Source organism: Luteimonas granuli, assembly GCF_007795095.1.
GTDB classification, from domain to species: Bacteria; Pseudomonadota; Gammaproteobacteria; order Xanthomonadales; family Xanthomonadaceae; genus Luteimonas; species Luteimonas granuli.
In genome coordinates, this window is sequence record NZ_CP042218.1 from 667,753 (window position 1) to 691,305 (window position 23,553).

The following is a 23,553-nucleotide window of genomic DNA, read 5'->3' on the forward strand; positions in this document are numbered from 1 at the left end:
GTCGTCGCCCCGCAGGGCGCGCATGGCCGCGGTTCCACCGCTGCGTCCGCAGTCCATTCCTCCCGGAGACCCAACCGATGTCCACGCGCCACAGTTCCAAGGCCCTCCTCACGACCTTCGGCGCGGTACTCGCGCTCAGCGCCTGCGGCGGCGGTGCCGACCGCGTCGCCTCGCCCGGCGAGGGTGCGTTCCCGCCGCCGCCGTCCACCACGCCTCCGCCGCCGACCACGCCTCCGCCGCCGACCAGCCCGCCGCCGACCAGCGGTCCCGCCGAGGGCTGCCCCGCGAACTTCAGGAACATCGGCACCATCGCCGACTTCCGCGCCTGCGAACTTCCGGCGCGCATCATCGGCGAGCTCACCGTCCCGAAGCGCGCCGGCACCGTCTACGCCATCAATGGCGCCGTGCACGTCGGCGAGGACATGGGTGGCGATGCCTCCGCTCCGCGGCCCGGCGCCCGCGAGGGCATCCTCAACATCGAGCCCGGCGTGACCCTGTACGCCTCGGCCGGTCCCGACGCGCTGATCGTCAACCGTGGTTCGAAGATCTACGCGCTCGGCACCAGGGCGGAGCCGATCATCATGACCGCCAAGATCGACATCGAAGGCGGCGCGGGACCGGAAACCGAAGGGCGCTGGGGCGGCCTGGTGCTCGCCGGCCGCGCGCCGGTGAACACCTGCATCGGCAACTTCCAGCCCGGCACCGCGCAGTGCGAGACCCGGATCGAGGGCGGTGACCTCGGCATGTACGGCGGCAACTCGGAGACCGACAACTCGGGCACCGTCCAGTACATGCAGATCCGCTACTCGGGCTTCGCCTTCTCCGGCGGCAACGAGCTCCAGGGCCTGACCATGGGCGGCGTCGGCAACGGCACCACCATCGAGTACGTTCAGGTCCACAACAGCTCCGACGACGGCATCGAGATCTTCGGTGGTTCGGTCAACGGCCGTTACATCGTGGTCACCGGCGCCAGCGACGACAGTCTCGACATCGACTCCATGTGGAACGGTGCCGTGCAGTTCGGCATCGCGGTCCAGCGCGACAGCACGGGCGACAACCTGAACGAGTGGTCCGGCACCAACAGCAGCAATCCCATCCCGCTGACCGCCGCGCAGTACTCGAACCCGCACGTCGCCAACTTCACCTACGTCGGTCGCGCCGGCGGCACCAGCGGCAACGGCTCGGGCTTCACCGTCAACCTGGGCACCCGCGCCGAGATCTACAACACCGTGGTCACCCGCAAGGCCGGCGGCACGGGCAAGGGCCTGACCTGCCTGAGCATCGAGCATCCGGATCGCGGCAGCGCGGCCGTCCTCGAGTCGGTCTTCTTCGCCTGCCCGAACAACTTCAACAACGCCGCCGCGGAAGCCGCCTTCACCGCCGGCACCAACACCGTCGCGGGCACCTCGACGCTCACCGACGTGTTCGTCAACGGGGCCAATGAGCGTGCCGTCCCGGCCGCGGCGAACCTGCCGGCCAAGCACAGCTTCTTCCGGCAGGTCGACTACATCGGCGGCGTGAAGGACGCGAACGACACCTGGTGGCAGGGCTGGACCTGTGGCCTGACGGCCGACACGCCCTGCTGATCCGGGCCTGACGCTCCAAGCAGGGGGCGGCCGGAGCGGCCGCCCCCACACCTATGCCCGGTCCCGTATCCGCATACCCAAGGTCCCACTATGAAGCGCACTCCGTCACGCAGCGGCCTGTCCGTCGCGATCACCACCCTCATCGCTTGCCAGGGCGCGTGGGCCCAGCAGCCTGAAAGCCCCGGCGGCCAGGTCCCGGTGCCGCCCCAGGCCACGATCGTGCAGGCCACGATGGCCCAGTCGGCCGCAGCGGCCGCGCAGCCGGCGCCGGAACAGGCGACCCGGCTCGATGCCGTCGAAGTGCGTGGCGAATACATTCCGGAGCCGATGCTGCAGACGGCCGAGGTCTCGTCGTTCGTGACCCAGGCCGACCTGCAGCGCACCGGCGACGCCGATGCCGCCGCCGCGCTCGCGCGCGTATCCGGCGTGAGCATCGTCGGCGACAAGTTCGTCTACGTCCGCGGCCTGGGCGAGCGCTATTCCTCCGCCCTGCTCAACGGCTCCCCCCTGCCCAGCCCGGAGCCCATGCAGCGCGTGGTGCCGCTGGACCTGTTCCCGTCCGAGGCACTGGAAGGCATGACCGTGCAGAAGACCTACTCGGTCAGGTATCCCGGCGAGTTCGGCGGCGGCGTGATCGACCTGCAGTCGCTGAGCATCCCGGAAAAATCCTTCTTCAAGCTCAGCGTCGGCGGCGGCGTCAACGACGTCACCACCGGCGAGAAGGGCCTGACCTACTACGGCGGCGGCGACGACGACTGGTGGGGCTACGACGACGGTACCCGCAAGATGCCGCACGAGCTCCGCAGCGCGATCGCCACCGGCAGGCGCATCGACCGCAACAATTTCAGCAACGAAGAGCTCGCGAGGATCGGCCGCAGCCTGGAGAACGCCAGCGTCAACGTCCTCCAGGAGAACGACAGCATCGATCCGGACGTCAATTTCGGCTTCAGCGCCGGCTACTCCGCCGACCTGGGCGACGACGCCCGCATCGGCTTCATCGCCGCCGCCGGCTTCGACAACCAGTGGCGCACGATCTTCGGGGACCAGGAACAGGGCGTGTTCCTCGGCGCGAACGAGGAGACGCTCTCGTACGCGAAGGACTACGAGTTCCTCTCCACCCGCAACAACGCCCGCGTCAACGCCCTGCTCGGCGCCGGCTACGCATGGGGCTCGCACAGGATCGACCTGACGACCCTGTACGTGCACGACACCCTGAAGGAAGCGCGCAGCCGCGCCGGCATGGACTACGTCAGCGGCTACGGCTACCGCGAGGACGACACCCGCTGGTTCGAGCGCGAGATGCTCAACAACCAGATCAGCGGTTCGCACGCCTTCGGCGAGTACGACGACCTGAAGATCGAGTGGCGCGCCGCCTGGGCCCGCGCGACCCGTGACGTGCCCTACGAGAAGCAGATCGGCTTCCGCGACGAGGGCGACGGCTACTGGGCGTACTCGGTGCGCAACCAGGAGAACTTCACGCGCTTCAGCCAGGTCGAGGACGATGTCGCCAGCGGCGGCGTCGACGTCACCTGGCGCCTGCCCGTCGAGCGCGACCTGACGCTCAGCGCGGGCGCCTCGTACATGGACAACGACCGCAACGCCTGGTCGCGCGAGTTCCGCTTCTTCGCCGGCGACGGCCCCGGCAACGGCGCCCAGCTGCCGTTCCATTTCCCCTACCAGCGCCCCGACTACCTGTTCTCCGACTACAACCTGAGCCAGGGCTGGCTGAGGCTGGAAGAGACCACGGGCCTGGGCGGCCAGGCGGCCTACGACGCCACGCTCAAGGTGCTCGGCACCTACGTGCAGGTCGAAGGCGAGATCACGCCCAACCTGCGCGGCACCCTGGGCGTCCGTTACGAGGACGCCACCCAGGCCGTGCACCCGTACGACATCTATACCGGCGCCCGCGTGGGCAGCCTGGTCCCGCTCGAGAACGACTATTTCCTGCCTGCGCTCACCCTGACCTGGAACGTCGCGGAGAACCAGCAGATCCGCTTCGGCGCCTCTCAGACCATCGCCAGGCCGCAGTTCCGCGAAATGTCGCCGCAGCTGTACACCGACCCGGACAAGGATCGCCAGATGTACGGCAATCCCTGGCTGGTCGACAGCGAGCTGACCAACTTCGACGCCCGCTACGAATGGTTCTTCGGCTCGGGCGAGTACCTCACCGCGGGCGTGTTCCACAAGCAGATCGACAAGCCGATCGAAGCCATCATGTTCACCGGCGGTGGCGACGTGCTCTGGCAGACCTTCGTCAACGCCCCCGAGGCCACGGTCTACGGTGCGGAGCTGGAGTTCAAGAAGTACTTCGACCTCGGCATCACAGCGGACTGGTGGGGCGACAACCGCCTCTACTTCGCGACCAACTACACCTGGTCGCAGTCCGAGGTAAACGCGGACGAGCAGGACACGGTCGCCCTGGACAGCGGCACCGGCCCCACCCAGCCCGCCCGCAGCCTGATCCTGGACGGCAGCGAGCTGCAGGGACAGTCGGAGCACATCGCCAACCTGCAGTTCGGCGTCGAGGACACCGAGAAGGACCTGCAGGCCACGCTGATCGCCAACTACGTCAGCGAGCGCATCTCGGCCCGCGGCAACAACCTGCGCCAGGACCTCATGGAGGAGCCCGGCCTGACCCTGGACTTCGTGCTGCGCAAGACCATGCGCTTCGGCCGGACCCCGGTGACCCTGGGCTTCGCGGCGCGCAACATCCTCGACACCGAATACGACGAGTACATCGAGGGCGGCGGCGGCCAGAAGATCCACGTGCTGCGCTACGACCCGGGCGTGTCCTACTCGTTCAGCATCTCGACCGAGTTCTGACGCCCCCGCTTCCCCGCCTCCGGGGAAGCGCGAACACGGAAGAACAGCCGCGCCGGATCCGTCCGGCGCGGCTGTTTCCGCGATGCGACCGGAATGTGTCAGCTGCAACGAGGCTGTCACGAAAGCTTCGCATGCTGTCGCATCGGCGCGAGCCCCGCGCCAGGACGATCCGCGCACGTGCCCATGTTTCCCGCTTTCCGAGATCCCCACGCGATGCCGGCCTGGCCGGGCGGCCGTGACGGGCTCCGGCGCGGCCTCGAGGTCACCATCGTGGTCCTGCTCGCCGTGCAGGCCGCGCGCCTGGCCTGGCTGCTGCTTCCGCCCGCCACCCTGGGCACCCTTCCCCGCGATGCGGCTCCGCTCGTCCGGCCGCAGCCGGAGCGTCTCGCCATCGACGCCTTCCATCCCGTCCGCAGCCACGTCGCCGCCGCCGATGCGTCCGGCCTGCGCCTGTTCGCGGTCCGGCCCGACGCCGCCGGCGGCAGCGCCATCCTGGCCCTGCGCGACGGGCCCCAGCGTTCCCACGCGGTCGGCGACGAAGTGGCGCCGGGCGTGGACCTGGTCGCGGTCGAAGCCGACCACGTGGTGCTCGACAGCGGCGGCCGGCGGAGCGAACTGCGCTTCGCCCGGCCGGATGCGACGGCCACGCGCACGGCTGCGATCGCCAGGGCCACGGCTCCCGCCCCGGCGCTCCCACCGTCTCCGTCTCCGTCGCGGGCTGCCGATGCGCCCGGCGCCGCGATCGACCCGGCGGAGCTCCTCGCCGGAATGGGCCTCAGCCCGGAACGGATCGACGGCCGGATCACCGGCTACACCGTGATTCCCCGCGGCGACGGCGCCGTCCTGCGCCAGGCCGGGCTGCAGGCGGGCGACGTACTGCTTTCGGTGAACAACGAGGCGCTGGACCCGGAGCGCCACGCCGCGCTCGCCGGAATCCTCGCCGGCGCATCGACCATCACCCTCACCTATCGGCGCGACGGCCAGGTCCGCAGCGCGACCCTGCAGGCCAAGACACCGTGAACCAGCGACTCCTCGCCACCGCCACCGCCCTCGCCCTCGCGCTGGCGATCCAGCCCGCGCCCTTCGCCTTCGCCCAGGCTCCGGCCGGCGTGACCGCCCAGGACGCCGACATCCGCGCCTTCATCCAGGACGTGGCGCGCGCCACCGGCATCACCTTCATCATCGATCCCGCCGTGCAGGGCAGCGTCAGCATCACCCGCGACGTGGCCATGGACGAGGCCGAGCTGCTGGGCGTGCTGCTGGCGGTGCTCCGCGCCAACGGTCTGGTGGCGGTGAGCGCCGGACCCGGCGCCTATCGCGTGGTGCCCGACACGGCCGCGGCACAGGCGCCGGGCGCCGGGAGGGGCGATTCGGCGTTCACCACCCAGGTGATCCCGCTGGCCACGGTCGATGCGCGCATCGCCGCGGAGACGCTCAAGCCGCTGGTCGGCCGCGGTGGCGTGGTGACGCCGACGCCACAGGGCAACGCGCTGCTGATCGTCGATTACGCCGACAACATCCGCCGCATCCGCGGCCTCGTGGCGCAGATCGACAGCGACACCGCCGGCATCGACACCGTGACCCTGCGCAACAGCTCGGCGCGCGAGGTCGCGGCCACGGTCAACCAGCTGTTCGGCGGCGGCGAGGGCCGCGGCGGCCAGCTCTCGATCCAGCCGGTGGAGGGCAGCAATTCGATCGTGGTCCGCGGCGCGCCCAGCGCCGTGCAGCGCGTGGTCCAGACCATCCTCGAGCTCGACCGCCGTGCCGAGCGCACCGGCGGCGTGCGCGTGGTCCGCCTGCAGCACGCCAGCGCCGAGCAGCTGCTGCCGGTCCTGCAGCGACTGGTGGGCCAGTCGCCCGACGCAGGGGACGACGCCGGCGCGGTGGGCGCCCCGGCCGCCGTTCCCGGAGCAGCCGAGGCGCAGGTGATCACCGCCGTGCCCGGCAAGCGCCCGACCATCGTCCGCTATCCGGGCGCGAACTCGCTGATCATCAACGCCGACCCCGAAACCCAGCGCCTGCTGGTGGACGTGATCACCCAGCTCGACGTGCGCCGCGAGCAGGTGCTGGTCGAGGCGATCGTGGTCGAGATCTCGGACAACGCCGCGCGCCGCCTCGGCGCCCAGCTGCTGGTGGCGGGCAAGGAGGGCAGCAACGTGCCCTTCCTCGCCACCCAGCATCCCGGCGCGGGCACCGGGATCATGCCGCTGGCCGGCGGCTGGTATGCGGAACAGCAGCGTCGCCGCGACGGCGGGGACGGCGGCGACGACGCCGTCCTGGACGTCGCGCGCCGCGCCGCGGTGCAGTCGCTGCTGGGCATCAACGGCGCGCTCGGCGGCATCGCCGGCAGCAACGACAACGCCACCTTCGGCCTGATCATCGACGCGGTGAACAGCGACACCGCCTCGAACCTGCTGTCCACCCCCTCGATCCTGACCCTCGACAACGAAGAGGCGCGGATCCTGGTCGGCCAGGAAGTGCCGACCACCACCGGCGAGGTTCTGGGCGACAGCAACAGCAACCCCTTCCGCACCATCCAGCGCCAGGACGTGGGCATCCAGCTCGAGGTCACGCCGCAGATCAACGCCGGCGGCGGGATCACGCTGACCCTGCGCCAGGAGGTGTCGTCGATCGCGGGGCCGGTGAGCGAGGACTTCTCCGAGCTCGTGCTCAACAAGCGCGAGGTCGAGACCCGGGTCCTGGTGGACGACGGCGAGATCGTCGCGCTCGGCGGCCTGCTCGACCAGAACGACCGCAACACCGTGTCCAAGGTGCCACTGCTGGGCGACATCCCGATCGTCGGCCAGCTGTTCCGCCACACGTCGCGCTCGCGCGACAGGACCAACCTCATGGTGTTCATCCGCCCGACCATCGTGCGCAGCACGGCCGACGCGCGGGCGATGAGCGCCGGCCGCTACGGGCACATCCGCAGCCAGCTGCCGGTGATGGGCGAGCGCGAGAACGCGCTGGACGAGCTGGTGCGCGACTACCTGCGGACTTCGCCGCCGACGATGCCGGCGCCGACCGCCGTCCCGCCGTCGGTGGAGGCCGCCATCTCCCCTTCCGGCAGCGACGCCGCGCGATGAGCGGGTCCCTGCCCGCCTTCGCCTACGGCTTCGCCAAGCACCAGGGCGTGGTGCTGCTGGGCCTCGACGACGATGGCGGTCGTGCGCGCGTGGGCCTGCGCGAGGACGCCGACCCGGCCGCGCTGCTGGAGGCGCGCCGCAGCCTCGGCATCGAACTCGACGTCGAGGTCCTGCCGCGCGCCGCCTTCGACCGCCGCCTGTCGGAGCTCTACGCCGACGCCGCGCTGGCGGGCGGCGCGGGCGAACTCGACCTGCCCGGCGACCTGGACGCGCTCGCCGGCGACATTCCCGCCACCGAGGACCTCCTCGACGCCCGGGACGATGCGCCGGTGATCCGCCTGATCAACGGCCTGATCGCCGAGGCCGCGCGCATCGGCGCCTCCGACGTGCACATCGAGCCCTTCGAGTCCGCGCTGGTGGTGCGCCTGCGCGTGGACGGAGTGATGCGCGAGGCGCTGCGCCTGCCGGGGCGCATCGCACCGCTGCTGGTCTCGCGCGTCAAGGTCATGGCGCGCCTGGACATCGCCGAGAAGCGCCTGCCGCAGGACGGCCGCATCGGTCTGGCGATGGGCAGCAAAGCCCTGGACGTGCGCGTCTCGACCCTGCCCGCCCGCGGCGGCGAGCGCGTGGTGCTGCGCATCCTCGACAAGGACCAGGGCACGCTCTCGCTCGACGGCCTGGGCATGGAGCCCCCCGTACGCGCGGCGCTGGAACGCGCGCTGCGGGTCCCCAACGGCATCGTGCTGGTCACCGGTCCCACCGGCGCCGGCAAGACCACGACGCTCTACGCCGCGCTGGCCGCGCTCAACGACGGCCGCCGCAACATCCTCACCGTCGAGGATCCCGTCGAGTACGCCATCGACGGCGTCGGCCAGACCCAGGTCAACGCGCGCGTGGGCATGACCTTCGCCGCGGGGCTGCGCGCGATCCTGCGCCAGGACCCGGACGTGGTGATGGTCGGCGAGGTGCGCGACCCCGAGACGGCGCAGATCGCCGTCCAGGCGAGCCTCACCGGCCACCTGGTGCTGTCGACGGTGCACACCAACGACGCGCCCGGCGCGGTGACCCGCCTGCGCGACATGGGCATCGAATCCTTCCTGCTCGCCTCCAGCCTGCGCCTGGTGCTCGCGCAGCGCCTGCTGCGGCGGCTGTGCACCGCCTGCCGGCAACCCCTGCCAGGCGATGCCGCCGCGCAGCGTCTGCTCGGCCCCGCCGCCGCCGGTTCGACCCTGTACCGCGCCGCGGGCTGCGCACGCTGCAGTCATACAGGCTATGCCGGCCGCCTGGGCATCCACGAAGCGCTCGAGGTCGACGAGGCGATGCGCCAGCTGATCGGCGCCGGCGCCGACGAGGACGCGATCGCGGCCCATGCCTTCGCCCGCGGCGGCCGCCTCGGCGACGCCGCGCGCGCCGCCGTGCTGCGCGGCGAGACCACGCTCGAGGAAGCCATGCGCGTCACCCGCCAGGAGCTGCAGGACCATGGCGGCGTTTGAGTACTCGGCGCTCGACGTCCAGGGCCGGAGCCGCGAAGGCGTGCTCGATGCCCCCAGCGCCGGCGAGGCCCGGCGCCTGCTGGAACGCCGGCGCCTGGTGCCGGTCCGGGTCGAGCCCGCGACCGTGCAGGGCGACGGGACGAAGCTCCTGTCCGGCCGCTTCGGCGCCCGGGACCTGACCCTCCTCACCCGCCAGCTCGCCACCCTGGTGGCGGTCGCGCCGCTGGAGGAAGCGCTGCGCACCATCGGCGGGCAGTCCGAGCGCGCGCCGGTGCGGCGCGTGGTGATGGCCACGCACGCGCGCGTGGTGGAGGGCTTCCGGCTGTCCGATGCCATGGCGCGCGAACCGCGCGCCTTCCCGCCGCTGTACCGCGCCATGGTCGCCGCCGGCGAAGGCACCGGCGCGCTGCCGCAGATCCTCGAACGCCTGGCCGACCTGCACGAGCGCGAACAGCAGGTGCGCGGCAAGCTGGTCTCCGCCCTGGTGTACCCCGCGGCGCTCGCCGTCACCGCGGTGCTGGTGGTGATCGCGCTGATGATGTTCGTGGTGCCGAAGGTCGTCGAGCAGTTCGAATCCATGGGACGCGAACTGCCGCTGCTCACCCGCATCGTCATCGGCGTTTCGGACGCCTTGGCGACCGGCTGGCTGCCGATGCTGGCGCTGCTGGCGACCGCCGCCTTCGCCGCCGCGCGCCTGCTGCGCCGGCCCGCGGTGCGCCGCCGCGTCGACGCCGCCCTGCTGCGCCTGCCGGTACTCGGCCGGATCCTGCGCGACGTCCACGCCGCGCGCATGGCGCGCACGCTCGCCACGATGTCCGAGAGCGGCCTGCCGCTGATCGAGGGCCTGGCGATCACCGCGCGCACGGTCGGCAACACCGTGCTGCGCGAGGCCACGGAATCGATGGTGGAGGTCATCCGCGAGGGCGGCAGCCTGTCCCGTGCCATGAAGCGGGCGGCGGTGTTTCCGCCGACGCTGCTCTACATGGCCACCAGCGGCGAGGACAGCGGGCGCCTGGCGCCGATGCTCGATCGCGCCGCCGACTACCTCGAACGCGAGTTCAACACCTTCACCACGGCGGCGATGAGCCTGCTCGAACCCCTGATCATCATCGTGCTGGGCGCGGCGGTGGCGGTGATCGTGCTCGCCATCCTGCTGCCGATCCTGCAATTCAACGCCCTCGTGGCCGGCTGATGGAGGCCCCCATGCACCACCGTACCCACCCCTTCTCTCCCTCCCGCCCCGCGCTCCGCGGCGGTGCGACCGGACGGCGCCCCTCCGCCGGCTTCACCCTGGTCGAGCTGATGGTCGCGATCGTCATCATCGGCCTGCTGTCGACGGTGGTGATGATCAACGTCATGCCCAGCCAGGACCGCGCCATGGCCGAGAAGGCGCGCGCCGACATCTCGGTGCTGGAGCAGGCGATGGAAACCTACCGCCTCGACAACATGGCCTACCCCACCACCGCGCAGGGGCTTGGCGCGCTGCTCGATCCTCCGGCGGGCCTGGCGCGGCCCGAGCGCTACCGCAAGGGAGGCTACATCCGCCGTCTGCCCGAGGATCCATGGGGCAACGCGTACCAGTACCGCCAGCCGGGCCGCGGCGGCGGATTCGACGTGTTCTCCTTCGGGGCCGATGGCGCCGAAGGCGGCGAAGGCGACAACGCCGACATCGGCAACTGGCGCTGAGGCGGGGACATGCGGCGCGCGCGCGGGTTCACCCTGGTCGAGCTGATGGTGGCGCTGGTCGTCGTCGGCCTGGCCGGTGCCGCCGTGGCGCTCACGCTGCCGGGGGAGGACGATGCGCTGGCGAAGGAAGCGGGAACCTTCGCCGGCCGCCTGGGCCATGCGCGCGACGAGGCCATCCTGGGCATGCGCACCGTGGAGGTGCGGGTGACCGCGGGCGGCTACACCTTCGCGCGCCGCCGCTTCGACGGATGGCAGGCGCTGGACGGCCGCGCCTTCGCCGCCGTGGACTGGGCGCCGGGGACACGGCCGGAGCTGCCGCGCAACGACGCCGGCATCGCGTTCCGTTTCGACCCCACCGGCGCGACCGGGCCGGCCAGCCTGGTCCTGGTGCGCGAGGGACAACGGGTGCGGGTGTCGGTGGCCGACGGCGGCGAGGTGGACGTCGATGGCGACCTGCGCTGAGCCGCGCCGGAGCATGGCCTCCGCGTCATCCGCCGCGGGCTTCTCGCTGATCGAGATGCTGGTCGCGCTGGCGGTATTCGCGCTTGCGGTCCTCGGCCTGCTCAACCTTGCCGGCGAGAGCACGCGCACCGCCGTGGCGATCGAGGAACGGATGCTGGCGGCGGTGGTCGCGGACAACGTCGCGGTGGACGCCGCCACCCTCGACGTGCGCGCCCTTGCCGACGACGCGCGCGGCAGCGAGGTGGCCGGCGGCGTCGCGTGGCACTGGACCCGCAGCACCACGCCCACGGCCGACCCGTCGCTGCTGCGCGTGGACATCGCGGTGTCGCCCGCGGGCGAGGCGCGCGTGGCCGCCGAGGTGTCGCTGTTCCGGAGCCTGCCGCGATGAGCGCCATCCCCGGGTTCCGAGGCGCGGCCGCCGGTGGCCAGCACGGCTTCACCCTGCTCGAGGTGCTGGCCTCGCTGGCGATCTTCGGCCTGATCGCCGCCGCCGGCGTCACCGTCATGGCCCATGCCGCGGACAGCCAGGGCGTCCTGCGCGAACGCATGGACCGCCTGGGCGAGTTCCAGCGCGCGCGCGCCCTGCTGCGCGCCGACCTGTCGCAGGCCGCGGTGCGGCTGGTGCGCGGCGCCGACGGCGGCAGCACGCGCCACGCCTTCGTCGGCAACCGCCCGGGCGAGGCCGGTCCGCTGTTCGCCTTCGTCCGCCGCGGCCTGGACAACCCCGATGGCCTGCCCCGCGCCTCGCTGGAGTACGTCGAGTACCGCATCGTCGACGGCCGCCTGGAGCGCAGCGCGCGCGCGTCCGTGGACGCCGCCGTGCCACCGTCGGCGCGTGTGCTGATCGACGGCGTCGGCGATGCGCGCGTCGCCTATCTCACCGGCGACCACTGGAACGACGGCTGGCCCGGAGGCGCCACGGAACTGCCCGCGGCGATCGAGCTGACCATGGAACTCGACGCGATCGGACAGGTGCGCCAGCGCTTCCTGCTGCCGGGGACCGGGCGATGAGCCCCGTCCCGACCGGCGCCTGGCCCCTCGTGCGCGACGCGCGCGCCGAACGCGGCGCGGCCCTGCTCACCGTGCTGCTGCTGGTGGCGGTGATGACCGTGCTGCTGGTGGCGGTGCTCGACGACATCCGCTTCGGCCTGCGCCGCACCGGCAATGCACAGGCGCTGACGCAGGCGCAGTGGTACGCGCTCGGCAGCGAGGAGCTGGCGCGCGCGCGCATCGCCCGGCTCGACGCCGGGAACGGCCGCACCACGCTCGAGGGCGGCTGGAACGGCCGCCCCTTCGTGTTCCCGATCGACGGCGGCGCCATGCGCGTTCGGGTGGACGATGGCACCGCCTGCTTCAACCTCAACAGCGTGGTCGAGGGCGCCCCGAACCACTGGACACGGCGCGAGGCCGGCGTGCGCCAGTACCTGGCCCTCCTGCGCGCCCTGGAGTTCACGCCCGCGCAGGCGGCGACGATGGCCGATGCCCTGGTCGACTGGATCGACAGCGATCAGTTGCCGGGGCCCGCTGGCGCCGAGGACGCCGCCTACGCCGACCGCGGCCCCGGGCTCCGCACCTCCGGCGCCCTGCTCGCCGAAGCCAGCGAGCTGCGCGCGGTCGCCGGCCACGACGCCGCCGCCTACGCCCGCCTGCGCCCGCACGTCTGCGCGCTGCCCGATGCCGCGCTGTCGCCGGTGAACGTCAACACCCTGGAGGCGCACGACGCCGTGTTGCTGACCATGCTCAGCGACGGCGCGCTCGACACCGGGGCGGCCCGGCGCGTGCTCGCCTCGCGTCCGGCCGGCGGCTGGCGCGACGTGCCCGCGTTCGCGAGCCAGCCGCTGGTACTCGCCGCCGGCCTGTCCGATCCCGTGCTCGAGCAACTGCGGGTGCGCACGCGCTACTTCAACCTGCGCACCGAAGTGGAATACGACGGCGCGGAAGTGGTGCTGAGCGCCCTGCTCGACGACGACTCCCAAGGTCCCATGCGCCTGGTGGCGCGACGATGGACACACGACGAATGAACCACCGCATCCTGTTCCTGCCCGCCGACCCGGCGACGGCGGCCACCTGCCTGGACGTGGACGACGACGGCCGCGTGCTCGCGCGCACTCCGCTCGCGCCCGGAGCGACCATGCCACCGGTGCCGGCCATGGGGCGCACGGTGCTGGTCGTGGCCGGCGATGCGGTGCGCATCGAGCGCATCGAACTGCGCGCGCACAGCGCGGCACAGGCGCGGGCGGCGGCGAAGGCCCTGCTCTCCGCACGGCTCGCACGCCCCGCCGAGCTGCACGTCGCCCTCGATGCCGATGCCACCGCCGCCGAACGCACCGTGGCTTCGCTGGAGCCGGCGCTGTTGCGCGGATGGCTCGCGCGCGCCGAAGCCTTCGGCCTGCGGGCCGGAGCGGTAGTGCCGGAGCCGCTGCTGCTGCCGCGCCCTGCCGACGACACGGATCCGGTGCAGGTGCTCGACGCCGGCGACCGCTGGCTGGTGCGCGGCCCGCGGCTCGCCTTCAGCGCCGCACCGGCGCTGGCCTCGCAGGTGCTGGGCGATCGCCCGCGGACGTTCGTCGAGGGCGGCATCGAAGCCCTGGCCGCGGGCGCCCTGCGCCCCGAAGTGGATCTGCTGCAGGAGGCCTTCGCCCTCGACTCGGCCCGCGCGCGTCCGATCGCGCGGCGGCGCCTGGCCTGGCTGGCGCTCGCCCTGCTCGCCTCACCGCTGGTGCTGGAGGGGGCCCAGACGCTGCGGCTGGAGCTGGCCGCCCGCAGCCTGGACTCCCGCGCCCGGGCGGTGCTGCGCGACGCCCTGCCCGGCGCGGCGGGCGATGCCGGCGCGCTCGCCCGGCGGCTGCGGGAGGTACGCGAGCCGCAGGTCTTCGCCGCCGCGACCGGTGCCCTGTTCGCCGCCGTCGCCGCGCGCGCCGGCACCCACCTGGTGGAACTGGAGTACCAGCGCGGCGACCGCGTGCGCGCGGTCGTGTTCCACCCCGGCCCCGACGACATCGAGGCCCTGCGCGCCGCGCTTGCCGCCGATGGCTGGACCCTCGTCGAAGGCGGCAGCACCGAGACCCCTGGCGGCCTCCGCACCGGCCTGGTCCTGGAGCCCTCGGCATGAGCGCCCTCGGACGCATCCTCGCGTGGTACCGCGGCCGCGGATCCCGCGAGCGCGCGATGCTGGCAACGATGGCCCTGCTGCTGGCGGCCTTCGCCTGGTGGTATGGCCTGCTGTGGCCGCTGCGGGCGCTGCGCGACGGCACCGAGGCCCGCCATGACCGCGCCGCCGCGGCGCTGCAGGCGATCGAGGCCGAGGTCGCCGCGCTGACCGCTTCGGGAGCGGCGGTTCCGCCTCCCTCCGGCGGCGAAGCGCTGCAGCGGCGGATCCTCGACGACGTCCGCGATGCCGGGCTCGCCCCCAGCCGCCAGCGCAGCGCCGCCGACGGTGCCTTCGTGCTCGAATTCGAGCGCGTTGGCTCTGCGGAACTGTTCGGATGGCTGGGCGGACTGGCCGGACACGGCCTGGCGCCTTCCTCCCTGCGCGTGGAACGCGCCGACGGCCAGCTGCGCGCCGAGGTCGGCTTCGGCGGGGTGGCGCCGTGAGCGGCCGGAACCTGGCCGGGTGGTTCGCGGGCGCGTTCGCGCTCGCACTGCTGCTGGCCGCGCCGCTGCAACTGGTCCTGCCGCGGCTGCCCTTGCCCGCCGGCCTCTCGGCGGCCGAGGTCGGAGGCAGCCTGGGGCGCGGCCGGCTGCGCGCGGTGCACTGGCACGGCGTCGACCATGGCGATGTCGATGCCGGACTGTCCCCGTTGCCGCTGCTCACCGGCCGGCAGCGGCTGTGGCTGCGTGGCGACGACGCGCGACTGGCGCTTGCCGGCGGCCGGCTGCGCGGCCTCGACGGGGGCGACGGCGTGCTGCCTCTGCCACCGCTGGCCGGCCTGGCCCTGCGCGTCTCGCTCGAGGACGCGCGCCTGCTGTTCGACGACAGCGGCTGCCGCCAGGCCGGTGGCCGGGTCCGGATCGAGATCACCCTGCCGGGAGACACGCTGCCACCGCAGCTCCTCACCGGCACGCCGGCATGCGAAGGCCGCACCGGCAGCCTGGTCCTGGTCACGGAGGGCGCCGGCGGTCCGCTGTGGCTGGGAAGCGACGCTCGGGGTCGAAGCCGACGGCCGCTACACGCTGCAGACCACGGCCCGCAGCGACGACCCCGCGGTGCGTGCGGCGCTGGTCGCCGCGGGCTTCCAGGAGGCTCCCGGCGGCCTCAGCCGCGTGGACGGCGGACGGCTGGGCGGCTGATTGCAGGAGGTCGCGGGAGCCCACCGGGGGCGCGCTACACTGCGCCCCCCGAATGTGACAGGACCGCGACATCCCCATGAAACTTTTCATGCTCCCCGTCATCCTGGGTGCGGCCTGCTGCCTGCCTGCGCGCGCCGAGATTCCGCTCGGAACGGTGGCCGGCTCGGACCTGGCGTTCGAGGGGATGTTCCAGGTCGACGGCTACCGGTTCGACAACGACGTCCTCGATCTTGACGGCCGCGCCGACGGCCGCGACCGCGCCACCGGCGTCCGTCGCCTCGAACTCGTGCTCAAGGGCAGCGGGCCCCGCGGACTGTCCTGGGTGCTGGGCTACGACGCCGAGAACGAGAGCTATCTCGACAACAACCTGTCCTGGAGCTTCGGCGGCGACGGCGCGGCGACCCATACGCTGCTGGTCGGCCAGTCGAAGCAGCCCAACAGCATGGAAGAGCTGTCCTCGAGCAGGAACAACGACTTCATCGCCAAGGCGGCCGCCACCGGCACCTATGCCGTCGGGCGCCGCCTGGGTGCGTCCTGGAGCTACGACGCCGGCAGCCACGGAGCCACGGCGGGATGGTTCGGCCGCAACCTCGACAATGAGGTGCACGGAGCAGGCTACGGCCTGCGCACCTGGTGGGCGCCGGTGAAGGGCGACGGCCGTGTGCTCCACCTGGGCCTGAGCCACGTCGGCCGTGACACCGAGGACGACCGGCTGCGCCTGCGCGCGCGCCCCAACGCCGACTTCGCGCAGCGCCTGGTCGACAGCGGCACCCTGTCCGACGTCGACCGCCTGGCGACCACGGGCGTCGAAGCACTGTGGATCGGCGGCCCGCTGAAGCTGCAGGGCGAGTATTTCCGCGCCTCCGGCGACCGCACCGGCAGCGGCAGCTACGACACCGGTGGCGGCTATGCCAGCGTGCTGTGGAACCCGGGTGGCGAGACCTGGGGCTACCGCGGCGGGCTGCCGCGCACCCGGGTCGGCGACGCCGGCCTCTGGCAGCTCGGCCTGCGCTACGACCAGATCGACCTGGACGACGGCGCCGTGCGCGGCGGCCGCATGGAAGCCTGGACCGTGGGCATGAACTGGTACTGGCGGAAGAACGCCAAGCTCATGCTCAACTACGTCGACGTCGCCAGCCGACGCACCGATGCCGCCAGCGGCGCGATGATCGACGACGACCCGTCGATCATCGAGGCGCGCCTGCAGCTGCACTGGTAGCCGGGAACAGCGTCACGCGCCTGTCACTCCGGTGCAACAGGCGCGACACCGCCGATCGTCAGGCTTCGGTCAAACCGGAGCCCCGCATGCGCTACACCATCGTCACCGAGACCTATCCGCCCGAAGTCAACGGCGTGGCGCTCACCGTGCGGGAGCTGGAGCGCGGCCTGCGCGCCCGCGGCCACGAGGTGGAGGTGGTGCGGCCACGACAGCAGCATCGGGAGCGCGAAGCCGCCGGCCATCTGCTCACCCGCGGCGCCCGCCTGCCCTTCTACGCCGGCCTGCGCTTCGGCCTGCCCGCGGCCGGACGCCTGCGCCGTCGCTGGCGCCGGCAGCGGCCCGACGCGATCTACATCGCCACCGAGGGCCCGCTGGGCTGGTCGGCGATGCGCGCGGCCCGGACGCTCGGAATCCCCGTGGCCACCGGCTTCCATACCCGCTTCGACCAGTACATGCGCGACTACGGCGCGGAGTTCATGCAACCGGTGGCCCTGGCCTGGATGCGACGCTTCCACAACGGCTCGGCGGCCACTCTGGTGCCGACCATGGAGCTGCGCGCCGAACTCGAGCGACTCGACTTCGGCAACGTGGTGCACCTGCCGCGCGCGGTCGACACCCGGCGCTTCGATCCCGCGCACCGCGACGAGGCCCTGCGCGCACGCTGGGGCGTGGCGCCCGGCGACCTCGCCGTGGCCTATGTCGGCCGCGTGGCCGCGGAGAAGAACCTCGACCTCGCGATCCGCGCCTTCCGCGCGCTGCAGGAACTGCGCCCGGACGCGCGCTTCATCTGGGTCGGCGAAGGCCCGGAGCTCGCCGCCATCCGCCAGGCCAACCCCGACTTCATCTATTGCGGCCTGCAGCGCGGCGACAGCCTCGCCCGCCACTTCGCAAGCGCCGACCTCTTCCTCTTCCCCAGCCTGTCCGAGACCTTCGGCAACGTCACGCTCGAAGCCATGGCCAGCGGCGTGGCGACGGTCGCATACTGCTATGGCGCCGCCGCTGAACACCTGCGCCACGGCCTGCACGGCGCGGCGGTCACGCCCCACGACGAGGACGCGTTCATCGACGCCGCTTGCCGGCTCTCGCTCGAGGACGCGGCGCGCCGCGACATGGGCGACAACGCGCGCCGGGCGGTGCGGTCGCTGCGGCCGGCGCAGGTCGCGGCCGATTTCGACGCCATCCTCGAGGGCATCGCCCGCCGTCGGAGCCTTGTCGATGTCCACGCTGCCATCGCCTGAGCGCCGCCTCGGCGCGGACCGCTTCCTCTGCCTGCGCACCAATGAGTGGTGCGCGCACGGCGGTGTGCTGCGCGCCTTCGCCGCGGTCAGCCGGCTCGGCGACGGCGTGGCCTGGTACGTGCTGATGGCGGCGATGATCCTGGCCGACGGCATCGACGGCCTGCGCGCGTCGGCGCACATGGCCGCCACCGGTGCCATCGCCCTGCTGCTCTACAAGGGACTCAAGCACTGGACGCGGCGGCCGCGGCCGTTCGCCGCCGATGTCCGCATCCGCGCCTGGATCGCACCGCTGGACGAGTTCAGCTTCCCGTCCGGCCATACCCTGCATGCGGTGTCCTTCAGCATCGTCGCGCTGGCGTACTACCCGGAGCTGGCCTGGCTGCTGGTGCCGTTCACGGCGATGGTGGCGCTGTCGCGGGTGGTGCTCGGCCTGCACTGGCCCAGCGACGTGCTCGCCGCCACCGTGATCGGCAGCGTGCTCGGGGGCGGCACGCTGTGGCTGGGGTCGCAGGTTCCGGGCGTGGCCTGAGCCGTCCGCGGGGCGGGGCGGCGGCGGAGCGGTATCCTGCCGCGATGAACTACCGTCACGCCTTCCATGCCGGCAACCACGCCGACGTCCTCAAGCACGTCGTGCTGCTGGCCCTGTGCGACGCCCTGGTGGCCAAGCCGGCGCCGCTGTTCGCGCTCGACACCCATGCCGGCCGCGGCCTCTACCGCCTCGCCGGCGCCAGCGCCAGGCGCACTGGCGAGGCCGACGATGGCATCGGGCGGCTGATCGCCGAGTCCCCGCGCGAGCCCCTGCTGCGCCGCTACCTCGCCGCGGTGCGCGCCTGCCGCGAGACGCACGGCGCCGACGCCTACCCCGGCTCGCCCTGGCTGCTTGCGCACGCGCTGCGCGAGGGCGATCGCATCGCCTGCTGCGAGGTGCAGCCGGAGGAGGCGGCCGCGCTCCGGGACGGTTTCGCCGGCGACCGCCGCGTGCTCGTCCGCGAGGGCGACGGCTACGCCGCCATGCGCGCCCTGCTGCCCCCGCGCGATGGCGAGGCCCGCATCGGACGCGGGCTGGTGCTCATCGACCCGCCGTACGAAACCCAGCTCGCCGAATTCGACGATGCCCTGGCCGCGATCCGCGACGGCCTGCGGCGCTTCCCGCAGGGCGTGTTCGCGCTCTGGTACCCGATCAAGCTGCGACGCACGCTGATGCCCTTCCAGCGTCGCGCGGCCGACCTGCCGGCGAAGTCGGCCCTGCTGGCCGAGCTGATGGTGCGCGCCGACGACTCACCGCTGCGCATGAACGGCAGCGGGCTGCTGCTGCTCAATCCACCGTGGAAACTGGACGCCGCGCTGGCGCCTGCCCTGGAAGCGCTGGCCGCGATCCTCGGCGAACGCGGAGCGCGCGCGCGCGTGCACTGGCTGCGCAGCCCGCCCTGAGCCGGGACCTGCATGTGCAGGTCGGCTTCACTCCTCGCGTGCCAGCATCCGGGCCATGGCTGCGAGAAACCGCCTCCCCCGTGGCACGAGGAACTCCGCCTCCGCAACGGGCTCGACGTCCTGGTCCGCCCCATCCGTCCCGAGGATGCGCCGGTCCTCAGCGCGGGCTTCGAACTCCTGGAGCCGCGCGAGACGGCGCGTCACCTGCTGCGGGGCGCCCGGTCCGTCGACGCCGACGACGCCAGCCATCTGGCCCAGCCTGATGCCCGCACCACGTTCACGCTGGTGGTGGCCGAGCGCCTGCCTCCAGGCGAGGCCATGATCTCGGCCCTGGGCCATGCCACCATCGCCGCGGACGCGCGCGAGGCGCGGTTCACGCTGCTGGTCGGACGCAACGTCGCGGGAATGGGCCTGGGTCGCCACCTCCTCCGCAGGGTGGTGCGCTGGGCACGCGGCAAGCGCCTGGCCGCGGTCCACGGCGACGTGCCGGAAGGCAACGGGCCGCTGATGGACCTCGCGCTGTCGATGGGCTTCGGCGTGGTGGAAGGCGCAGACCCCGGCTTCGTGCGGGTCCGCCTCCCGCTGGCGGCCGCGACGCCCGTCGTCGTCGGAGCGGACGGACCTCCGGGTTAAACTGCGCGCCCCTGCGCCGGCGGCACGACCGTCCGGATGCCACCGTTCCCACGCGCGTTGATGACCGACCAGCCCACCTCCGGCAAGACCCTCCCCCTCCCGCTTTCCCCGCCGCCGCTGCCCGGCCCCGGCCGCCCGCGCGCCTGGTGGCGCGCGCCGGCATCGCGCTCGGCCCTGGCCTGGTTCGTGGCCGCTGCCGCACGCGCGCACGAGGGGGTGGTGCTGGCGGTGACCCGCGACAACCATGCCGCCACCCAGCTGGAAGCGGACCTGCAGACGCTGGTCGGGCCGGAGCCGGCGCTGCCGGTACTGGCCTTCCCCGACTGGGAAACCCTGCCCTACGACCGCTTCAGCCCGCACCCGGAGATCGTCTCGCAGCGCCTGGCCACCCTGCGCCGGCTGCCGTCGATGACGCGCGGCGTGCTGGTGGTGCCGGTGCAGACGCTGATGCAGCGCCTGCCGCCGCTCTCCTACGTGATCGGCAACAGCTTCGACCTGCGCGTGGGCCAGCGCCTGGACCTCGACGCCGAGAAGCGGCGCCTGCAGGCTGCCGGCTACCGCAACGTGCCCCAGGTCTACGACCCCGGCGACTTCGCCGTGCGCGGCGCCCTGCTCGACGTCTATCCCATGGGCGAGGCGGCGCCGTTCCGGGTCGAACTGCTCGACGACGAGGTCGACACGATCCGCGTGTTCGACCCCGAGAGCCAGCGCTCGCTGGAGAAGGTCGACGCGATCCGGCTGATGCCCGGCCGCGAAGTGCCGCTGGACGAGACCGCGCGCACCCGCGCCCTGGATGCGCTGCGCGACCGCTTCGACATCGACACCCGGCGCAGCGCGCTGTTCCAGGACCTCAGGGCCGGCGCCGCGCCCGCCGGCATCGAGTACTACCTGCCACTGTTCTTCGAAGGCGAGGCCACCGCGACCCTGTTCGACTACCTGGGCGAAGGTGCCCTGCCGCTGGTGGATGAGGGCACGCCCGCGGCCGCCGACCACTTCTGGGCCCAGGCCGGGCAGCGCCACGAGCAGCGCCGGCACGACATCGAGCACCCGGTGCTGGCGCCGGGCGCGCTGTGGCTGGCGCCGGACGAACTGCGCGCGCGCTTCAACGAGGCGCCGCGGATCGAGGTGGCCGGGTCGACCCATCCGCGCCATGCGGACGCGGTCGCGCTGGGCGAACAGCCCGCGCCTGAACTCCCGGTCTCCGCCCGCCACGACGCCACCGCGGTCCCGCTGAAGACCTTCCTCGGCAGTTGGCCCGGCCGCGTGCTGGTCGCCGCCGATACCGCCGGCCGCCGCGAGGCGCTGCTGGAGGTGCTCGACGCCGCCGCCCTGCACCCGCCGGTGCTCCCCGGCTTCCGCGCCTTCGCCGCCGGCGACGCCCGCTTCGCGATCGCGGTGGCGCCGCTCGAGGACGGCTTCGTGCTCGACGCCGAGGCCGCCGGCGGCGTGCCGCTGGCGGTGCTCACCGAGCGCCAGCTGTTCCCCGAGCGCGCGGCCGCGCCGCGCCGGCGCAAGCGCGCCGGCCGCGAACCCGAGGCCATCATCCGCGACCTCGGCGAACTGTCGGAAGGCTCGCCGATCGTGCACGAGGACCACGGCGTCGGCCGCTACCGCGGCCTGGTGACGCTTGAAGCCGGTGGCATGCCGGCCGAGTACGTCGAGATCGAGTACGCCAAGGGCGACCGCCTGTACGTGCCGGTCGCGCAGCTGCACCTGATCAGCCGCTACTCCGGCGCTTCGCCGGAAACCGCGCCGCTGCACTCGCTGGGTGGCGAGCAGTGGACGAAGGCCAGGCGCAAGGCCGCCGAGAAAGTGCGCGACGTGGCCGCCGAGCTGCTGGAGATCCAGGCGAAGAGACAGGCGCGCGCGGGGCTTGCGATCGACGTCGACCGCGGCATGTACGAACCCTTCGCGGCCACGTTCCCCTTCGAGGAGACGCCCGACCAGCATTCCGCGATCGAAGCCGTGCTGCGCGACCTGCAGTCCTCGCAGCCGATGGACCGCGTGGTCTGCGGCGACGTCGGCTTCGGCAAGACCGAGGTCGCGGTGCGTGCGGCCTTCGCCACCGCCGCAGCGGGCAAGCAGGTCGCGGTGCTGGTGCCGACGACCCTGCTGGCCGAGCAGCACTACCGCAACTTCGCCGACCGCTTCGCCGACTGGCCGATCCGGGTCGAGGTGCTGTCGCGCTTCAAGACCCCGAAGGAGATCAAGGCCGAGCTGGAGAAGGTGGCCGAGGGCACGATCGACGTCATCATCGGCACCCACCGGTTGCTGCAGAAGGACGTGCGCTTCAAGGACCTCGGCCTGGTGATCGTGGACGAGGAGCAGCGCTTCTGGCGTGCGCCAGAAAGAGGCGCTCAAGGCGCTGCGCGCCAACGTCCACCTGCTCACGCTGACCGCGACGCCGATCCCGCGCACGCTCAACATGGCCATGGCCGGCCTGCGCGACCTGTCGCTCATCGCCACGGCGCCGGCCAACCGGCTCGCGGTGCAGACCTTCGTCGTGCCCTGGGACGACGCCCAGCTGCGCGAGGCCTTCGACCGCGAGCTCGCGCGCGGCGGCCAGCTCTACTTCCTGCACAACGACGTCGAGTCGATCGGCCGCATGCAGCGCCAGCTGCAGGAACTGGTGCCGGAGGCCCGCATCGGCGTCGCCCACGGCCAGATGCCCGAGCGCGAGCTGGAGCGGGTGATGCTCGACTTCCAGAAGCAGCGCTTCAACGTGCTGCTGGCCTCGACCATCATCGAATCCGGCATCGACATTCCCAACGCCAACACCATCGTCATCAACCGCGCCGACAAGTTCGGCCTGGCTCAGCTGCACCAGCTGCGCGGCCGCGTCGGCCGCTCGCACCATCGCGCCTACGCCTACCTCGTGGTGCCCGACAGGCGCTCGATCAGCGCCGATGCGAAGAAGCGCCTGGATGCGATCGCATCGATGGACGAGCTGGGCGCCGGCTTCATGCTCGCCACCCACGACCTCGAGATCCGCGGCGCCGGCGAGCTGCTGGGCGAGGACCAGAGCGGGCAGATGGCCGAAGTCGGCTTCAGCCTCTATACCGAACTGCTGGAGCGCGCGGTGCGCAGCATCAAGCGCGGCGAGCTGCCCGACGTCGATGGCACCGCCTCCCGCGGCGCCGAAGTGGAGCTGCACGTCCCGGCGCTGATCCCCGAGGACTACCTGCCCGACGTGCACACGCGGCTGACGCTGTACAAGCGCATCAGCTCCGCGCGCGACGCCGACGCCCTGCGTGAGCTGCAGGTGGAAATGATCGACCGCTTCGGCCTGCTGCCCGACCCGACGAAGTTCCTGTTCGCCATCGCCGAGCTGAAGCTGCAGGCCACCGGGCTCGGCATCCGCAAGATCGACCTCGGCGCGAACGGCGGGCGGATCCAGTTCCTCGAGAAGCCCTCGGTCGATCCGATGGCCATCATCCGGCTGGTCCAGGGGCAACCGAAGAGCTATCGGATGGACGGCCCCGACAGGCTCCGGCTCACGCTCGAACTGCCCACGCCGGAGGAGCGCCTCCAGGCCGTCCGCGGGCTGCTGGCGATGCTGGCGCCTGCGCGGGCATAGCTCACGCCCGCTGCCTCGCCTCTTCCCCG

General features: G+C 72.7%; 19 protein-coding genes and 1 pseudogene. All 20 read left to right on the plus strand.

Annotated elements, in window-relative coordinates; genetic code table 11:
- The first annotated feature begins 77 nt into the window (after positions 1 to 77).
- Positions 78 to 1,586: a hypothetical protein gene (locus FPZ22_RS03005; protein ID WP_144890145.1), complete on the plus strand. Its 1,509-nt coding sequence runs from the start codon at positions 78 to 80 to the stop codon at positions 1,584 to 1,586.
- Between the two features lie 90 nt (positions 1,587 to 1,676).
- Entirely contained in the window at positions 1,677 to 4,409 is a 2,733-nt protein-coding gene (locus FPZ22_RS03010) for a TonB-dependent receptor domain-containing protein (protein ID WP_144890147.1), read from the plus strand.
- A 213-nt stretch (positions 4,410 to 4,622) separates the two neighbouring features.
- On the plus strand, positions 4,623 to 5,429 hold the full coding sequence (locus FPZ22_RS03015) for a type II secretion system protein N (RefSeq protein ID WP_168198915.1): 807 nt from the start codon (positions 4,623 to 4,625) through the stop codon (positions 5,427 to 5,429).
- On the plus strand, positions 5,426 to 7,495 hold the full coding sequence (gene gspD, locus FPZ22_RS03020; protein WP_144890153.1) for a type II secretion system secretin GspD: 2,070 nt from the start codon (positions 5,426 to 5,428) through the stop codon (positions 7,493 to 7,495). Before FPZ22_RS03015 ends, gspD begins: the two co-directional genes overlap by 4 nt.
- Positions 7,492 to 8,988, plus strand: coding sequence for a type II secretion system ATPase GspE (gene gspE / locus FPZ22_RS03025; RefSeq protein WP_144890156.1), 1,497 nt, complete (start codon positions 7,492 to 7,494; stop codon positions 8,986 to 8,988). The genes gspD and gspE overlap by 4 nt, the downstream gene beginning before the upstream one ends.
- A complete protein-coding gene (gene gspF / locus FPZ22_RS03030) occupies positions 8,975 to 10,180 on the plus strand; it encodes a type II secretion system inner membrane protein GspF (RefSeq protein WP_144890158.1) in 1,206 nt (401 codons plus the stop codon). The genes gspE and gspF overlap by 14 nt, the downstream gene beginning before the upstream one ends.
- Positions 10,181 to 10,290: 110 nt before the next feature.
- Positions 10,291 to 10,674 carry a type II secretion system major pseudopilin GspG gene (gene gspG / locus FPZ22_RS03035; RefSeq protein WP_246120995.1) on the plus strand — a complete coding sequence of 128 codons (384 nt, stop codon included), beginning with the start codon at positions 10,291 to 10,293 and terminating at the stop codon, positions 10,672 to 10,674.
- 9 nt (positions 10,675 to 10,683) lie between these two features.
- Positions 10,684 to 11,136 carry a GspH/FimT family pseudopilin gene (locus FPZ22_RS03040; RefSeq protein WP_144890164.1) on the plus strand — a complete coding sequence of 151 codons (453 nt, stop codon included), beginning with the start codon at positions 10,684 to 10,686 and terminating at the stop codon, positions 11,134 to 11,136.
- 13 nt (positions 11,137 to 11,149) lie between these two features.
- Positions 11,150 to 11,524, plus strand: coding sequence for a type II secretion system minor pseudopilin GspI (gene gspI, locus FPZ22_RS03045; RefSeq protein ID WP_144890167.1), 375 nt, complete (start codon positions 11,150 to 11,152; stop codon positions 11,522 to 11,524).
- Positions 11,521 to 12,147: a type II secretion system minor pseudopilin GspJ gene (gspJ, locus tag FPZ22_RS03050; RefSeq protein ID WP_144890170.1), complete on the plus strand. Its 627-nt coding sequence runs from the start codon at positions 11,521 to 11,523 to the stop codon at positions 12,145 to 12,147. The genes gspI and gspJ overlap by 4 nt, the downstream gene beginning before the upstream one ends.
- A complete protein-coding gene (gene gspK / locus FPZ22_RS03055) occupies positions 12,144 to 13,157 on the plus strand; it encodes a type II secretion system minor pseudopilin GspK (RefSeq protein ID WP_144890173.1) in 1,014 nt (337 codons plus the stop codon). Before gspJ ends, gspK begins: the two co-directional genes overlap by 4 nt.
- Positions 13,154 to 14,248, plus strand: coding sequence for a type II secretion system protein GspL (gene gspL / locus FPZ22_RS03060; RefSeq protein WP_168198917.1), 1,095 nt, complete (start codon positions 13,154 to 13,156; stop codon positions 14,246 to 14,248). Before gspK ends, gspL begins: the two co-directional genes overlap by 4 nt.
- A complete protein-coding gene (gene gspM, locus FPZ22_RS03065) occupies positions 14,245 to 14,730 on the plus strand; it encodes a type II secretion system protein GspM (protein ID WP_144890178.1) in 486 nt (161 codons plus the stop codon). The genes gspL and gspM overlap by 4 nt, the downstream gene beginning before the upstream one ends.
- A complete protein-coding gene (gene gspN / locus FPZ22_RS03070) occupies positions 14,727 to 15,506 on the plus strand; it encodes a type II secretion system protein N (RefSeq protein WP_168198918.1) in 780 nt (259 codons plus the stop codon). Before gspM ends, gspN begins: the two co-directional genes overlap by 4 nt.
- Positions 15,507 to 15,514: 8 nt before the next feature.
- Positions 15,515 to 16,645, plus strand: coding sequence for an OprO/OprP family phosphate-selective porin (locus tag FPZ22_RS03075; RefSeq protein ID WP_246120910.1), 1,131 nt, complete (start codon positions 15,515 to 15,517; stop codon positions 16,643 to 16,645).
- An 86-nt stretch (positions 16,646 to 16,731) separates the two neighbouring features.
- On the plus strand, positions 16,732 to 17,883 hold the full coding sequence (locus FPZ22_RS03080) for a glycosyltransferase family 4 protein (RefSeq protein WP_144890187.1): 1,152 nt from the start codon (positions 16,732 to 16,734) through the stop codon (positions 17,881 to 17,883).
- Complete coding sequence (locus FPZ22_RS03085) at positions 17,861 to 18,412, plus strand: phosphatase PAP2 family protein (RefSeq protein ID WP_144890189.1); 552 nt, start codon at positions 17,861 to 17,863, stop codon at positions 18,410 to 18,412. Before FPZ22_RS03080 ends, FPZ22_RS03085 begins: the two co-directional genes overlap by 23 nt.
- 44 nt (positions 18,413 to 18,456) lie before the next feature.
- A complete protein-coding gene (locus FPZ22_RS03090; protein ID WP_144890192.1) occupies positions 18,457 to 19,314 on the plus strand; it encodes a 23S rRNA (adenine(2030)-N(6))-methyltransferase RlmJ in 858 nt (285 codons plus the stop codon).
- 405 nt (positions 19,315 to 19,719) lie between these two features.
- Entirely contained in the window at positions 19,720 to 19,947 is a 228-nt protein-coding gene (locus FPZ22_RS14375; RefSeq protein WP_425463031.1) for a hypothetical protein, read from the plus strand.
- A gap of 60 nt (positions 19,948 to 20,007) precedes the next feature.
- Positions 20,008 to 23,524, plus strand: a pseudogene (gene mfd / locus FPZ22_RS03100) (transcription-repair coupling factor).
- Positions 23,525 to 23,553: the final 29 nt, after the last annotated feature.